At 42.9% G+C, this 14859-nt stretch carries 16 protein-coding genes and 2 tRNA genes; 12 read left to right on the top strand and 6 right to left on the bottom strand.

Features of this window, described 5'->3' with window-relative positions; all coding sequences use genetic code 11:
* The first annotated feature begins 4 nt into the window (after positions 1–4).
* The 7 genes from fabF (at position 5) to LBB20_02085 (ending at position 6516) form a co-directional block, all read left to right on the top strand.
* Positions 5–1276: a beta-ketoacyl-ACP synthase II gene (fabF, locus tag LBB20_02115; protein MDR2735615.1), complete on the top strand. Its 1272-nt coding sequence runs from the start codon at positions 5–7 to the stop codon at positions 1274–1276.
* Positions 1276–3180 (top strand): hypothetical protein, encoded by a 1905-nt coding sequence (locus tag LBB20_02110; GenBank protein MDR2735614.1) that lies wholly within the window; start codon positions 1276–1278, stop codon positions 3178–3180. The genes fabF and LBB20_02110 overlap by 1 nt, the downstream gene beginning before the upstream one ends.
* A gap of 72 nt (positions 3181–3252) precedes the next feature.
* Positions 3253–3337, top strand: a tRNA-Leu gene (locus LBB20_02105).
* A gap of 146 nt (positions 3338–3483) precedes the next feature.
* Positions 3484–4488 carry a rod shape-determining protein gene (locus LBB20_02100; protein ID MDR2735613.1) on the top strand — a complete coding sequence of 335 codons (1005 nt, stop codon included), beginning with the start codon at positions 3484–3486 and terminating at the stop codon, positions 4486–4488.
* Positions 4478–5287: a hypothetical protein gene (locus LBB20_02095; GenBank protein ID MDR2735612.1), complete on the top strand. Its 810-nt coding sequence runs from the start codon at positions 4478–4480 to the stop codon at positions 5285–5287. Before LBB20_02100 ends, LBB20_02095 begins: the two co-directional genes overlap by 11 nt.
* 3 nt (positions 5288–5290) lie before the next feature.
* Entirely contained in the window at positions 5291–5761 is a 471-nt protein-coding gene (locus LBB20_02090) for a hypothetical protein (GenBank protein MDR2735611.1), read from the top strand.
* The gene (locus tag LBB20_02085) at positions 5758–6516 is read left to right on the top strand and encodes a Nif3-like dinuclear metal center hexameric protein (GenBank protein ID MDR2735610.1); all 759 of its coding nucleotides are present in this window, start codon (positions 5758–5760) and stop codon (positions 6514–6516) included. The genes LBB20_02090 and LBB20_02085 overlap by 4 nt, the downstream gene beginning before the upstream one ends.
* A gap of 8 nt (positions 6517–6524) precedes the next feature.
* On the opposite strand, the gene LBB20_02080 is transcribed toward LBB20_02085, so the two are convergent.
* The 3 genes from LBB20_02080 to LBB20_02070 form a co-directional block, all read right to left on the bottom strand.
* On the bottom strand, positions 6525–7439 hold the full coding sequence (locus tag LBB20_02080) for an alpha/beta fold hydrolase (protein MDR2735609.1): 915 nt from the start codon (positions 7437–7439) through the stop codon (positions 6525–6527).
* A gap of 11 nt (positions 7440–7450) precedes the next feature.
* Positions 7451–8128, bottom strand: coding sequence for a site-2 protease family protein (locus tag LBB20_02075; protein ID MDR2735608.1), 678 nt, complete (start codon positions 8126–8128; stop codon positions 7451–7453).
* 437 nt (positions 8129–8565) lie between these two features.
* Entirely contained in the window at positions 8566–9546 is a 981-nt protein-coding gene (locus tag LBB20_02070) for a hypothetical protein (GenBank protein MDR2735607.1), read from the bottom strand.
* 181 nt (positions 9547–9727) lie between these two features.
* On the opposite strand from LBB20_02070, the gene LBB20_02065 reads away from it, so the two are divergent.
* Positions 9728–9804, top strand: a tRNA-Val gene (locus tag LBB20_02065).
* 8 nt (positions 9805–9812) lie between these two features.
* Here the strand turns inward: LBB20_02065 and LBB20_02060 are convergent.
* The 3 genes from LBB20_02060 to LBB20_02050 form a co-directional block, all read right to left on the bottom strand.
* Positions 9813–10334 carry a hypothetical protein gene (locus LBB20_02060; protein ID MDR2735606.1) on the bottom strand — a complete coding sequence of 174 codons (522 nt, stop codon included), beginning with the start codon at positions 10332–10334 and terminating at the stop codon, positions 9813–9815.
* Positions 10335–10393: 59 nt separating this feature from the next.
* A complete protein-coding gene (locus LBB20_02055) occupies positions 10394–10837 on the bottom strand; it encodes a hypothetical protein (GenBank protein MDR2735605.1) in 444 nt (147 codons plus the stop codon).
* Positions 10838–10909: 72 nt separating this feature from the next.
* Positions 10910–11437 carry a hypothetical protein gene (locus LBB20_02050; GenBank protein ID MDR2735604.1) on the bottom strand — a complete coding sequence of 176 codons (528 nt, stop codon included), beginning with the start codon at positions 11435–11437 and terminating at the stop codon, positions 10910–10912.
* Between the two features lie 223 nt (positions 11438–11660).
* Between LBB20_02050 and tmk the strand changes: the two genes are divergently transcribed.
* Genes tmk through LBB20_02030 form a run of 4 tightly spaced genes read left to right on the top strand, consistent with a single transcriptional unit; the run spans position 11661 to position 14809 of the window.
* Positions 11661–12290: a dTMP kinase gene (gene tmk / locus LBB20_02045; protein ID MDR2735603.1), complete on the top strand. Its 630-nt coding sequence runs from the start codon at positions 11661–11663 to the stop codon at positions 12288–12290.
* Positions 12265–13173 carry a hypothetical protein gene (locus LBB20_02040; protein MDR2735602.1) on the top strand — a complete coding sequence of 303 codons (909 nt, stop codon included), beginning with the start codon at positions 12265–12267 and terminating at the stop codon, positions 13171–13173. The genes tmk and LBB20_02040 overlap by 26 nt, the downstream gene beginning before the upstream one ends.
* On the top strand, positions 13151–13582 hold the full coding sequence (locus tag LBB20_02035) for a CesT family type III secretion system chaperone (GenBank protein ID MDR2735601.1): 432 nt from the start codon (positions 13151–13153) through the stop codon (positions 13580–13582). The genes LBB20_02040 and LBB20_02035 overlap by 23 nt, the downstream gene beginning before the upstream one ends.
* A gap of 39 nt (positions 13583–13621) precedes the next feature.
* Positions 13622–14809, top strand: a complete 1188-nt coding sequence (locus tag LBB20_02030) for a hypothetical protein (protein MDR2735600.1) — start codon at positions 13622–13624, stop codon at positions 14807–14809.
* Positions 14810–14859: the final 50 nt, after the last annotated feature.

The following is a 14859-nucleotide window of genomic DNA, read 5'->3' as shown; positions in this document are numbered from 1 at the left end:
TCAGGTGTTGGAACGTTGTTCGAAGTCTGTTGATGACGTGCGAGTGGTTGTGACAGGCTTAGGTGTAATTACATCGCTTGGGGTAAACGTCGATTCGTTCTGGGATTCGTTGCTGAAGGGGCGTAGTGGCATAAAAGCAATAGAATCCTTCGATACGTCGCCGTTCACCTGTCGAATCGGCGGAGAGATTGTCGACTTCAATCCGGATGAATACCTGGACCATAAGGATGTTAAAAGAAATGATCGCTTTGTGCATTTCGCCGTTGCGGCTGCCCACAGGGCAATGGACGACGCTAAATTATCTCTAGGTGAGGATGAAAAACCCAGGGCCGGCGTGATGATCGGGTCTGGTATCGGCGGGATGACCACCATAGAGGTCCAGGCTGGAAAATTTCACCAGCTGGGTCATAACAAGGTTTCGCCGTTTATGATACCGTCATTGATATGCAATATGGCCTCGGGGGTTGTGGCCATAGAGCTGGGATTTATGGGACCAAATCTATCGGTGGTGACGGCCTGTGCTTCCGGAGCTAATTCCATAGGAGAGGCTTACAATATAATGAAACTTGGCAAGGCCGATGTTATGGTTGCCGGAGGGAGTGAGGCGGCCCTCAATGCCCTTGGTTTTGCTGGGTTTTGCTCGATGAAAGCCATGAGCAGTGGGTTTAACGATAACCCTACCGGCGCCAGTCGGCCTTTTGATGCCAAAAGAGACGGGTTTGTGATGGGTGAAGGTGCAGGAATGTTGGTTCTTGAGACTTTGGATCATGCAAAAAATCGTGGGGCAAAAATATACTGCGAGCTGGCCGGTTATCACTGCAGCAGCGATGCTTTTCATGTAACCGCTCCACATCCCGCCGGTGCTGGACTGGCCGAATGTCTAGAGGTCGTGATGCGTGAAGCTGCTGTGTCTAAAAAGGATATCGATTATATAAATGCCCACGGGACGTCGACCAAATACAACGATAAATACGAGACCGTGGCGCTGAAGTCTGTTTTTGGTGACCGGGCAAATAATATCCCGATAAGCTCAACCAAGAGCATGACCGGCCATTTGCTTGGTGCAACCGGCGGCGTGGAGGCCATTGTATGCGTAAAAGCAATTCAGACAGGCAGGATTCCACCGACGATAAACTATGAATTTCCAGATCCGGAATGCGATCTTAACTATGTTCCAAATAAAGCACTTAGTAAGGAGATAAATGTGGCCATAAGTGAAAATTCCGGGTTTGGTGGTCAGAATGTGGCGCTGCTGTTCAAGAAACTTTCCAGCTGATGGTAATCAGATTTTTATTAGGATTTGTCGGAGTCCTGGGGGCTGCAATGCCCGGATGGCTGGTGTCGTTTGTTTGTTGGATTTGTGGCCGGCTTGTTTACTATTTTTACCATCGGCGGCGGAGGATTTTGCTCTCGAACCTTGACCATGCGTTTCCTAATAAAAATTTTCCCTGGAAAAAAAACATCGCTAAGACTAGCTGTGCCAGGATGATAGAGCTCGGCTTTCTGGCCATAGCCGGCCGGTGGTTTTCGGAGCAAAGGGTAAAAAGGAGCTTTACCATTGATTCTTCCGTTAGGGATTTTGCCGAAAATTATTCAAAAAAAAACGCGGCAACCATAATACTTGTCCCGCATTTTTCATGCCTGGAGGCGGTTACAACTTTACCACTGCATTTGCCTGGCCTGGATCCATCAAAAATCGGCGTGCTGTACAGATCTTTTCCTAATCCGGACGTCGAAGCCTATATAAAACATCGGAGAGAGAGGTTTGGCTTCAGGCTGCTGTCGAGAAAAAATGGGTTGCTCCGGGCGAAGGAAATACTCAGGAATGCCGGCATCCTTGGGCTGTTGTTTGACCAAAATGCAGGGAAAAATGGTCTGTTGACCACATTTTTTGGAAGAATTGCATCCAGTACCGGGTTGCCGGATATTTTTCACCGAAAATTCAATGCCAGAGTCTTCGTTTTGTTTCCCAGAAGGACCGGATTGTGGAAAGCTGTAAGTAGTCTGCAAGAGCTTGATTTGCAAATTGATAGTACTAATCCGGTGGCCTTTGCAATGAATCGTTGGCTGGAGAAAACCCTGGCCTCCGATGATGAGGTTTGTGCCGATTGGCTTTGGATGCATAACCGGTGGCGCAGCCAGTACGATGGCGGTGGTTTTTTGCACGTTTCGGCCAAGCGGATCGATGATTTGCCTTTACTGGAGAGGAAAACTCGGATTTTTATCAGGTTTCCTAACTGGCTTGGCGATGTGCTGATGGCCCTGCCGGTAGTAAAAGCTGTATCTCGTTCTCGCAGAGATGCTTATCTTACAATAATTGCCAAAAAACAGTTCTGCGAATTGTTGAAACATCTTTCCGTTGGCGATGGCTATATTCCATTGCCAGAGAAGGGTTTTTGGTATTGGTATTTTTGTAAATTTTTTCACCATAGAAAATTATTTCCGGATTTTTATATTCTTTTGACAAATTCATTTCGCGGAGATCTGGAGGCGAGAATAATTGGCTGCCCAGGGATCTTTGGAATTGGCCACCGTCCCAGGATTCGGCCGTTGCTAACAGAGTGTTGGGAACCGCCAAGTGATCTGAATTCGGAATCCGTTCATCAGCGGCTGGTGATTCAAAAGTTCTTCGAATCAATGGGACTTAACGCTCATGTGTCCAGGGCACCATTGGTAAATAATCGATCAAAAACCAAAAAAATTGCGTTGATCTGTGGCAGTGAAAATTTTCCGGAAAAAAGGTGGCCGATTAGGAAATGGTGCGAATTGATAGATGAATTGTTAAAAAATCATTGTGACTATGAAATTTTGCTGATCGGCACCGATGGTGATGCGCAGATTACCAGGTCAATAAAAGATAATTTTTCCGGATGTAGTGCGGTAACAGATTTAGCTGGAAAGACTTCGCTGATAGAATGTCTGGAGCTACTGGCCACCTGCTCCCTGGCCATCGGCAACGATACCGGCGGAATTCACCTGGCAAACATGGCCGGATGCCCGGTGCTGGTGATCTATGGCCCGACAAACCCTCTGCGCACGGGCCCAATTTTTGATGGTCAGGTAAAAATTTTAAAGAAATCCAATGATCCAGCTTCGGTGGTGGACATATCCCGGGTTAATGTCAGTGATGTCATTGCCCTGGTAGAAGATATAATTCCATCGCCAGGGCCTATGTCATAACAATGAACGTCGACTTTAGTAATTTTTTATCGACAAAACCCTGTTCGAATTTAGGGTTCAGGGCCGGTGGAGGCTCAGGTGGTGGAATTGGCAGACACGCCAGACTTAGGATCTGGTGCCGCAGGGCGTAAGGGTTCGAGTCCCTTTCTGAGCACCATTTTGTTTGCACCGTGTGTTTCCTGATTTATTTAATAAATATGTTTGCAAAGTAACAAAAATACTTTGTATAGTCCTAGGCATTTGTTTTGCTTGACAGTTATATAGATGAGGTTGTTGCAAAAATTTAAAAACAACATTGGAAGAATGCTTGGATTTCTGTCCCATGATATTGGTATTGACCTGGGAACCGCTAATACCCTTGTTTTTGCCAAAGATCGTGGTATTATAATAAGAGAGCCGAGTGTGGTGGCTGTGTATACGAATTCGCGGCGAGTCCGGGCCGTTGGTCTCGAAGCAAAGCGTATGCTTGGCCGAACTCCTGGCAATATCACTGCCATAAGGCCTATGAAGGATGGTGTAATTGCCGACTTTGATGTCACCGAAGCCATGCTGCGTTATTTTATAAACAAGGCATCGCCTAGCGTTAAGTTTATACCTCCGCGGGTTGTAGTTGCAGTGCCATCGGGCATAACCGAAGTCGAACGCCGGGCCGTAAAGGAGTCGGCCATTCATGCCGGAGCCCGGGATGTTTTGTTGTTACAAGAGCCTGTGGCAGCGGCAATTGGAGTTGGGTTACCCATAGATGAACCGGCGGCGAGTATGATTGTTGACATCGGCGGCGGTACCACCGAGGTTGCGATTTTGTCGCTCAGTGGCGTTGTATTTTCCCAAAGCATTCGTATTGGTGGCGATGAAATTGACGATTCAATCATTGCCTATGTCAAAAAAATGTACAATTTGATAATCGGCGAGAGGACGGCCGAGGACATAAAAATCAAGATTGGTTCGGCGGCGCCGCTGGATGACGAGCTTGATATGTTGATCAAGGGCCGGGACGCTATCATTGGTCTTCCGCGCACAATAAAGATAACTTCGCAGGAGGTCCGCGATGCCATAACTGGTTCTGTCCGAGGTATTGTCGAAGTGGTGAAGGCGGCACTGGAGAAATGTCCACCGGAATTGTCGGCGGATCTGGTCGACCGGGGCATAGTTCTCGCCGGCGGTGGATCGATGATTCGGCGGTTAAATGTGGCGATAAGTAATGCCACCGGGTTGCCAGTCGTCGTTTCCGATGATCCGCTGAGTGCCGTCGCGAATGGTACGGGTACTGTGCTGCAAGATCTGGGTCTTTGGTTAGATGAAGAGTGAGGTTCGCAGGCTGTGCAGTATCATTGGAGTTATTGCAATTTGCTTGGTCATCGGCCGAATCCTTTCATCTCTTTTCAGCTTCGATGTCAATGGTTTGCTGAGTCCGAGGACCTGGCCGGTTTGCCTCACCTCGAAGCTGGATTGGCTGTTGGATCCGCTCAGAATTCAACTGCTATCGAAGGATGAGTTGGTTGGCCTTTCACTGGATTTATACAATAAAAATCTGGATCACGATGAATTCAAAAATAAATGCGCTGAGTTAGAGGCGGAGAATGCCAGGTTGCGTGGGCTGCTTGAGATGAAAGCTCCGGAGAAATACCAGGTGGTTTATGCCGAGGTGATTGGCCGGGACATTTCGGCCTGGTGGGATCGGCTCTGGATAAATAAAGGCGAGGTGGATGGCCTAAGTGTCGGTGACGGAGTGGGTTATGCCGGTGGCGTTGGAGGAAAAATTTCAGAGGTTTTTAAGAATAAGGCGGTGGTGGAGCTTATTAGCAGCCCAAATTTTAGGATGGCTGTCAAGCTGGGCGAGGATCCGCGGCCATTTGTTTTTTGTGGAACGAAACACGTTGGGCTTAAAAGAGTTGGAAAGCTTTCCGATCTTCCGCAGGATTTATTTGATGCCAGGGAAACCCGGGTGGTTAGCTGCGAGTTGAGTTCCAATTTTCCTGGAAATTTATTTGTTTGCAGTCTGACAAAAAAAATCCGTGGCAACGGTGTTTACTTCGATGCAGAGTGCGAAATCCCTATGGCATTGAAAGACTTGCGTGAGGTGATGATTTTTGTGAAACAACGTTAGATTATGCTGGGAATAAGGCATGGCAGTTCCATACCGCTTTACGGCGAGGCTAATACGAGGCCCAGAAGTGGTCGGCCACTGATGTATTTGTTGGCGTTGGCCATGGCTTTGCTGGCCGAGGACTTGGCAAATTTTATCGGCTATGGGTTTGGGCTAAGGGCGTTTATGTTTTGCCCATTTGCTTTCCTAGTATCCGTCGAGATTTTTGGAAAAATTGGCGGAATTTTTATGGCGGTGATCGTTGGCAGCCTGTATTCTAGAGCCACTGGATTCCGATTTTTGGTCAATGCCCAGTTTGCCTCGCTGGCGATTAACCTGTTGTTTCTTATGTGTCCGGCCAGGAAGATGTTGATATTCATTTACTGGGTTGCGCTCTATGGATTTTGCGGCCCCTGTGATGGTTGGATGTTTTTCGCCGACGCTATTTATTCGTTTGCAATGTTTTGTCTAATTATGAAGCTTCAGAGGCTGTGAATGTAACTCTGGATGAAGTCGTAACCTATTGCAATAAAAGGCTTAATGTCAAAGAAACCTTCGACTATCCCAACGCATTTAATGGGTTACAATTTGCGAATTCTGGAAGGGTTTCCAAGGTGGCTGCTGCGGTGGACGCCTCGCTGGAGTCAATCTGCCTGGCCAGGGAAGCCGGTGCGGACCTGTTGTTGGCCCACCACGGCCTATTCTGGTCCAGGTCAACGCCGGTCGTTGATGAGGTCTATGCAAAATATAAGGCGTTGATAGATAGCGACATGGCGGTTTATAGCGCACACTTGCCGTTGGACGCTCACCCGGAGATTGGGAATAATGCCATTCTGGCCCGGGAGCTTGGACTGACCGTTTCGAGTTTTGAATCCCTGGGTTTTCATGAGGTGAAAATTGCTGCTGTTGTGAATGATCCCATTGATAGAGAAGAGCTTGCCGGTAGATTAACAAATAAATTTGCCCGGGTGATCCGGATGGAATTTGGCCCATCGATGGTAAAAAAACTTGCCATAATTTCCGGTGGTGGAGGCCAGGCAATCCCTTCTTTGGGCGATTTTGGCATCGATACGTTTATAACCGGCGAGTGCAAACAACATGGCTATTCCCAGGCCTATGAACATGGGCTAAACGTTTACGTATGTGGACATTACGCAACGGAACGTTTTGGAATTATGGCCCTGGCCAGCGAGCTGGGCAAATCATTTTCTTTGCCCCAGGTTTTTATCGAAACTTTCTGCCAATTGTGATTTTTGGCCTAGCTGTACATGACTATGTTTGGTTTACATGTACTTGATAGAAAATTCTTTATAGTTTCAGTTCCCAGGGTTTTGGCGTCTTCGAGGACATAGTGGCCGCAGTCCTCCAGTTTTATCACATGCGCATTTTCAAAAACATCGGTCCAGGTCCTGAGAAATGTGCCGGTGAAACAGAAGTCCTTCTGGCCCCATAGGATAAGTGATTTCTTCTGGCCAAGAATATCCAGGTTATCGTCTATTTTTGCCAGGGTTTCCCAGGATTTATGGTCACGATCCATGGGTATGTCCTGCACGAACCGCAGCAGGGCAATTCGGTTTTCCCAGGAATCATAGGGATAGAGGTATCCGCGCCGTATGTTATTGCTCATTGGATAGTTAACGGACATGTAACTGGAACCCAGCGCAAACGCATTCAGGCCAAGCACAAGAAACTTAGCAATCGGAGACACCCTGCAAAAATTTATTCGCTTCGGTATCTTTTTGGATAGGAACGCGGCTCCGTTCATTACGGTAATGCTTATGATTCGCTCAGGCCACCTTTCGGCCAGAGCCATGCCTATGGCGCAGCCCCAGTCGTGCATCACCAGGTGAAATTTGCCAAAGTCGAGACTTTCGGCCAGCCGGCGTGCGTTCTTTATGTGGTTTGCCAGACAGTAGTTATAGTCCTGGGGTTTGTCAGATAGGCCGCAGCCCAGATGATCAAGGGCAACGCACCGAAACTCGTTGGCCAGAGATTTTATTAAATTTCTATAGTAATAGGACCAGGTTGGATTGCCATGGAGCATAAGCACAACATCACCTTTGCCTTCATCCACATAGTGTAATTTATGGCCATTTTCATCCTCGAAAAAATTGTTATCAAATGGATACTCGGCCACCAAATATTGTGGTAACTTTAACTTTGCTTTAGTCATGGTCTGTTTGTTTACTTTATGAAGGAAAACAACATATCTTCTGTGGTACCTACGATTTTACAACTAAGATAACCAATTCCATAAAATGTGTAGTTTATGGCGTTAAATAGAAGATGTCGAAATTGCGGCAAATTTATCAAGACCAGCATGATAATATAGGACCATTGGGATATCATCAAAAAAGCCTCTTCACTCATATTTGTCACATATTTTAATAGACACGAACCATCCAGTGGCGGCAGCGGCAGTAGGTTAAAAATCGCCAAGGATATATTCATGCAAGCCGCAATGGCAAGTAAATGCCGGACCACATTGTTATGACAAAACCAGGGTGAACAATTAATGATCATAAGAAAAGTTGCCACAATTAGGTTTGAAAAAGGCCCAGCCAAATTGGTGCAGATATCGCCAATGGTTCTGTACTTAAAGTTGCGAATATCCACTGGAACCGGCCTACCCCAACCCACAATGGCGATGTTACAGGGAACTATCATCATGGTCAATGGTATGAGGACTGTGCCTATTAGGTCTAGGTGAGCCAACGGGTTCAGTGTCATCCTCCCATAGGTCTTCGCTGTGGAATCTCCGAACAGATAGGCGACAAATGCATGAGAAAACTCATGGATACTGATGGATAAAACAAACAATAAATAGCAGACAATGGATTGTCGTATGTCTAGAGTACCCATTTGATTTTGAGCTATATGGAATGAATGATAGGATAAAAATCAACACTAACTTATTGATTTATCTATCATCCGGCTTCGTCGGTATTTTTTGTGGATTAACGGACCTAATCCTATCCACGGTCAGCCTCACCAGTTAGCAAAAGGGATTTTTTTGTCTATGGGCAAGACTGTTAGCTGTGAATTTGGTTAAACAGCCGGGTGGGCTGGCAAAATATCGTGAATGGTTTTATTTACCATGTTATGACCGGAGGCATATTTTTGTGACATTGTCCGATTTTTATCTCTGCCTGGTTATTGAACCAGGTTGTTTGAATTTTTGCTTTGCAACCAGTATACTTTGGTTGTGCCTTGACAAACCTGGTTGTAAGGCACAGTCAGGTAATCCTCATGAAATTTCGGTTCTACAGGATACCTTTTTCTGGATATGAAGAACCATATTAGTCGTCGTTGGCAGTGTCACTGGTGTGCGCAATGTAGGATTCATCGGAATTATCGGTAGCTTCAGTATTTTCCTGGGATTCAGATTCCTCAGTTGCTTCTTTTACTTCAGATTCCTCAGTTGCTGCAGTATTTTCCTGGGATTCAGGTTCCTCAGTTGCTTCTTTTACTTCAGGTTCCTCAGTTGCTGCAGTGTTTTCCTGGGATTTAGATTCCTCAGTAGCTTCTTTTACTTCAGATTCCTCAGTTGCTGCAGTATCTCCAATGTAACTATCTTTTAATCTTTCTATTATCATAGCGGAAAGTTCTGGATCTCCAATGCTATTAATAACCCTATAAATAGGATAGCCATTGTCCGCTAGCAACGCTAATATGCTAATTATATCTGAGATTATACGCTGTTTGGTTTCATATGGGATAGTTTCTTCTTCGGTGAATTCGATTAAATTACGCAATATATCGTCTATCGCCCATGCGAGGGATAATAAAAAAATAGGGTCTTTCTCGTCGATCTGTTTAGCCAGTTGAAGATCTACTATTCTCATCGGTATTTCTATGGCCTTACCTCCAAGGTTTCTTTTAAAATTCTCCCATAATTCATCTAAAATTGAACGTTCAGGTTCATTTGTTGACCCTTGTTTATAGATAATCCAAGCATGTAGTAAATTGGTATCGTCGGTATTACCCTGACTTACTCCCCTTGCGTAGCAATCAGAAACGCTATTAAATAGATTAACTATAGCATCGAAATTGTGTTTGTTATTTTCGATGAAATTTAACACATCGTCGACATTTTGAATATCGTGTTCCTGTTGACCATCTTGATTTATATTCGGTTCTATGTTTTGATCCATGTTTATTTGTGCGATTGTATCGTCATTAATATTTTCGTCACCATTTTGACCGGAGTACAGATTTCCAAGAAAAACCTGGGATCCAATGGCGCCTACTAATCCAATTGTAATAATTCTGTTTTTCATAATACTTGAATCTATTTTTGCGTTATAGCAAAATAGGTCAAGCAATGATTTTATATTTTTTTTACATTTATAATTAATTCTTGATGGACAAATTGATACATCGACAGATGATTTTTGGACTACAAAACCATTTGCGATTGACAATGTTTTTAGCTTTTATGCATTGGCCATATTAGTTGCTGGGGGATTAGCTCAGCTGGTTAGAGCACCTGCTTCACACGCAGGGGGTCGGTGGTTCGAGTCCACTATCTCCCACCAGTTTTGCCTTATAAATCACTAGGCCAAGGGATAGTTCTTCTTTTTCTTTTTATTACGTTTTGGTATTTAGAATTTTTTTCAGCTTTTTCAGTTTTTTCAATTTTTTCAGCTTTTTTACTTTTTTCGTTTTTTTCACCGAGTCTTAATAGTACGCGGGATGACTCAATTTTGTAGGAAAAAGGTTGATTAAGCGTAAATTTTTTTCTAGCCATTTCTTTAGTAAGTTTACCGATAATTTTATTTCCATATAGATAATTGCGGTGTTTTATCTTGTTGTCAAAATATGGAAGTAGATCGATGTCATGGTCACATGTGACATTGTTCATATACTCGCGAATGGATTCAACTAATACGGTAGCAGCATCCTTGTAGTTGCTTTGACTGGATGCAACAGCGTACATGTTTTTCACATCCTCTATATTCCTAACCCGACGATAGATCACACCATTGAGCTCAAATGCGAAGGCCTGGTGATGGAGCAATATCCAGCAGATTATAACTCTGGTTCCTTTGATTAAAATTTTTATCATTTTTTTTGCAAAAATGTGATTTATTGTAATAGAAAACGATGGATTAGACAATATAAATTTTACATCCGTTTTGCCACAGGTCTTTTATTTTTAGATCTCGCAGGACGTTTTCTGCGTCTAGGTTTAGATTTTGGATCAATGTAACCTGTAGAGATAGTATATATTCTATGGTTATCATAATTTTCCATTGCCTTCGCAACTTCACCTATAATACGATCGTCATCTAGGTTATGATCATATATTATTATATCACTATCAAAAAACAGCCAGTAGCCATTATGCTCCTCTGGATGATGCCCAGTATATTCTCTGAAGGCCTCTACCATATATTTGGCTTTTTCGCTATAGGTTTTTTTCGATTCTTTCTGCACAACTCCATATATTTCTTTCATCGTATTGGCGTTGTTGACGATGTACTCTTTCCCATTTATGTTGACCGCCAAAACATCACCAACAGATAGTCCCATCCATATCAAAATCATCCACATCCACAACCTGTTCATCGCCAGGTTTATTCTAAGCTTATAGCCTATCAGGTCAATGTTATTTGTGTTGCAAAAACCAGAAATCCTTATTTAAAACCATAAATCATCACCTAAGGACGAAAAACCCTCATGTTCTGGTTGGCTGTCTACTGTTTTGGGCGCTTGATCTACCTGTTTGTTTTGTTTGTCTTTACGTTCTTTATTGTTATTCCTTTTGTTGCTGGCAGGTTTCCATAATCCATGGGTAGAAATCTTTTCGGCAATTTCGTCGATAATTTTATTATCCGTTAGTATATAATTATTGTTTTGGCTAATGGGTCTTAGATTACTCATATAGGTTGTTTTATAATTTCTAGGTTCACCAAAATTGAAATAGGGGAAGTACATGGACGTCTTTTTGTTTGTATACTCATTGCTATTTACATATTCTCGATAGGCATAGACCAGTATTTGGGCCTTGGTCATATTATCCATATCTGGATTATCCACAATATCATACATTTTATCCATATCACTTTTAGTTTCTATCCTATAGCATTTGTTTTGAAATGAAAATCCGGAGACAGTTGGACCGGAAATAATTATACATAACATGCTTATTATCAATAACTTATTCATAGTAGACCTAGTTCTATCTATGGATTTATTAGTGGCAATATTATTATTAACCATGGCCGACAAATTATCCCGGTGATCGTTCAAATTCGATGTAGTCAAGCCGGATCTACCGGATCGATATATTTTTTGCTTTGTATTATATCTCTTTGGGAATTAGAAAGTTAAGTCATATCGATGTTTTTTAATTGAAGACGCCTTGGATTTAGCCAATTGGTTACCACCTATGCGGTTTCATGGAAAATTCATAACTCTCGAGGGGATAGAAGGTACCGGTAAGTCGACCCAGATGGCTTTCATTTCAAAGGAGTTATCTGCCCGTGCCATGGATGTGCTGACTCTCCGGGAACCGGGATGTACGAAGATCAGTGAAAAGATTAGGAATTTGTTACAATACGACGAGGAGTGTCATAATATGTTCCCAGAAACGGAGTTATTACTCTTTGAAGCCAGTAGAGCCCAATTGGTCCGGGAGGTGATCGTTCCAGCCCTTGGTAAAGGTACCTGGGTTGTCTGTGACAGGTTCTTCGATTCCACCATTGCCTACCAGGGTTCCGCTAGAAACCTACCAATGTCAATTATCGAAATGTTAAATTCTTTTGCCGTAGGAAATTGCGTACCAGATATGACGATAATCCTGGATCTGGATCCCAGGTTGAGCTTGGCGCGCCTGAGTAAAAGAAATAGGCATTTGGATCGAATAGAAACGGAGAGTTTGGAGTTTTTTTCATTGGTGAGAAAAAAATATCTCGAGATCGCGAAGACGGATGATAGATTTGCCGTTGTCGATGCTTCGGTTGAGCCGGCTGTGCTTGGTAAAAATATAATGAATGAAATCACAAAGAAATTTTTTTAACCTGGCGGTTAGAGGAAATATAATCCCCATCGATCTGGATCGGCTGGCCCAGGCAGTGATAATCCAGGGTGAAGATATGTATTCTGCCATGGTGGCTTCCAGACAAATCGCTGAGAATTTGCTCTCGGCCGGATGTCGCAATAACCCTGATCTGTTCGAGATTAGACCCCTGGGCAAAGGCGGGTTAATAAAGGTCGAGCAGCTAAGGGATTTGATATCAGAGCTGCAGAAATCGCCCTATGCTTCGAAGAGAAAGGTTGCGATTATCTATGAGGCTGACCGGCTAGGTGCGGCTTCCTCAAATGTTTTGCTGAAGATTTTAGAGGAACCGCCGATGGATTCATCAATTTTTCTGGTCACCACAAAATACTCTAGTCTCCTGCCAACGGTGCTGAGCCGATGTGGGTTGATCCGCCTACCAGAGAATCATAACATTGTTACTAACCAACACCTTGATCTATGGCTCCTGGAGGTCTCAAGGTGGATTAAGTCGCTAATAGCCCGGCAATCATCGCTGGAAACAGCGATAATCGACTGCTATTTGATTCTTGATGGCCTTGAGGAAGTTCTGGAGGCCGTGGCAAAGGATATGATTGATGCCAGTGCTTTTTTTATGGAGGATGATGCCCTGGCTGTTGATGATCAAAGGAAGTCAGCACAGAACCGGATTTTTTCTGCCCTGGAAATAGAGCTATCGAAAATTTTTTATTCGAATAACAACCATAAATTATTGTCAATATTTATAAAAATCATAGAATCTCTAGAAAGCGCTGCCGTGGCCGTTGGGATGAATTGTAATATGCCTAGTGCCTTGGAAAGCGTCTTGTTGTTAGGTTTAAAGTACTTAAATAGGATTGAATATGACAAATGCAAGATTTCGTGAAATAGTTCAAACATGGCTTGATTCTATAAATAGCGTAAAAAACGAAAAATTTGCCATCGATGAGACTGGACGATGTAAATTTTTTTTCAATGATATGGAATTTATTCTTGAGGTACCGGATGGTAGCGACAGATTTTTCATATATGCGCCGTTGTTCGAGGTTCCGATTCATTCGGACGGCCTGCTATACTATGCTCTATCATTAAATTTATTTCAGGTGGAGACGGTGGGCACGACATTGGCCATAGATAGATCTGCGAACTTCTTCGTTCTGTCCTACCATGCCTTGATATCAACGATTGATTCGGCAAAGTTCCAAAAACTACTTGGAGCATTTATTTATACCACCCAGACAATTACCGAAAAACTATTGAAGGAACATAGAAGACGGTCAGCCCGGTCAGCCTAATAAAATTAACCATTATATTATAATAATGGAGGATTTATCATGAGTGCGCCAATAGGAGGTGGAGATTATAGCAAACAGCTGAGAGATATTGGCAAAACCTTTGTAAGAGGTGATGGAGCCATAGGCAAGTTAAATTTGGCTGATGGCCCATCAATATCTATCAAGGCTGTCCAGACCAGCAAAATTAAAGGATTTTTAGCAAACACACTTTCGAAAATTGGCCTCGAGAGAAACTGGGGCGTGAGATATCAACTGGATGGCACTTCCACTGCTCCAATGACAAGTAAAGAAATAATGGCGAAACTGAATTCTATCAAAAATGAAGTAAGTGAAGCAAATAAAACTACCATAGAAAATACGTTAACTGAAGCACACAATACAGATAATTGTATGAATAATGGTCTTACTGAATACGAAAAAGGCAAATTAAATCAACTCAACATGGCGTTTGTTACAAGTTTCTTGAGCTCTAAAAATCAAGGTTCCTATATAGAAATAGCTCTAGATAAAAGGAATGGTAATCCAGTGGCCAATATGGACGTTGTGGCTGATTATGGTGTGGTAAAATTTAAGGTTATCATGGCTGATGATAAAAATCGCATTGATAAGAGGTTTATAGTAAGCATTAATGTTGGTGGTAAGGATCTTTACCTGGACGGTAAATCCAATGTAGGTGAACAATGTTCAATGATTGAATGTGATGAAATTAATAGAAACAATATAATAAAAAACGCATTTAAGCATCTTAAGGATAGAGGAGAATTTTCTAGTACTGAGACTACGAAGATGACGGAGATTCCCAAAGAGGTTGCCGACAAACAGAACGAGAAATACAAAGAAATAATAAAGAAATTAGATGATACAATGACTCAAGTAAGTAATATCGCTAATGAAGCTATTAATGATTCTGGCAAAAAGAGTACAGATATAAAAATGATAAAAGTAGAATTGATGGGAATTAATTTTTCTATAGGAGTAGCTAACAACAAACTCAGTTCAACCGCTGTGAACAGTGATGGAACTTCGCATGGGGTATTTCTACCGAGAGAAAATGCTAAGACTGGAGAAAACCAGTTACAAGAGCAGTTAGAAAAACAGCCACAGGAACTAAGAGGAGCTATACTAAAACACATTTCAGATACAAATCTAGAATTTAAGAGTATGGAATTATATGCCGATACGATAAAACAACAAAGCCAGCAACAGCAATCTAATAGTATGTTATAATGCATATGACTTCTCTGTCGTCATTAGCTGGCATATTTTTGTGATTGTTG

It is taken from the genome of Puniceicoccales bacterium (assembly GCA_031283585.1).
Classification (GTDB): domain Bacteria; phylum Verrucomicrobiota; class Verrucomicrobiia; order Opitutales; family LL51; genus JAIRTH01.
This window is presented reverse-complemented; position numbering and strand designations above follow the sequence as displayed.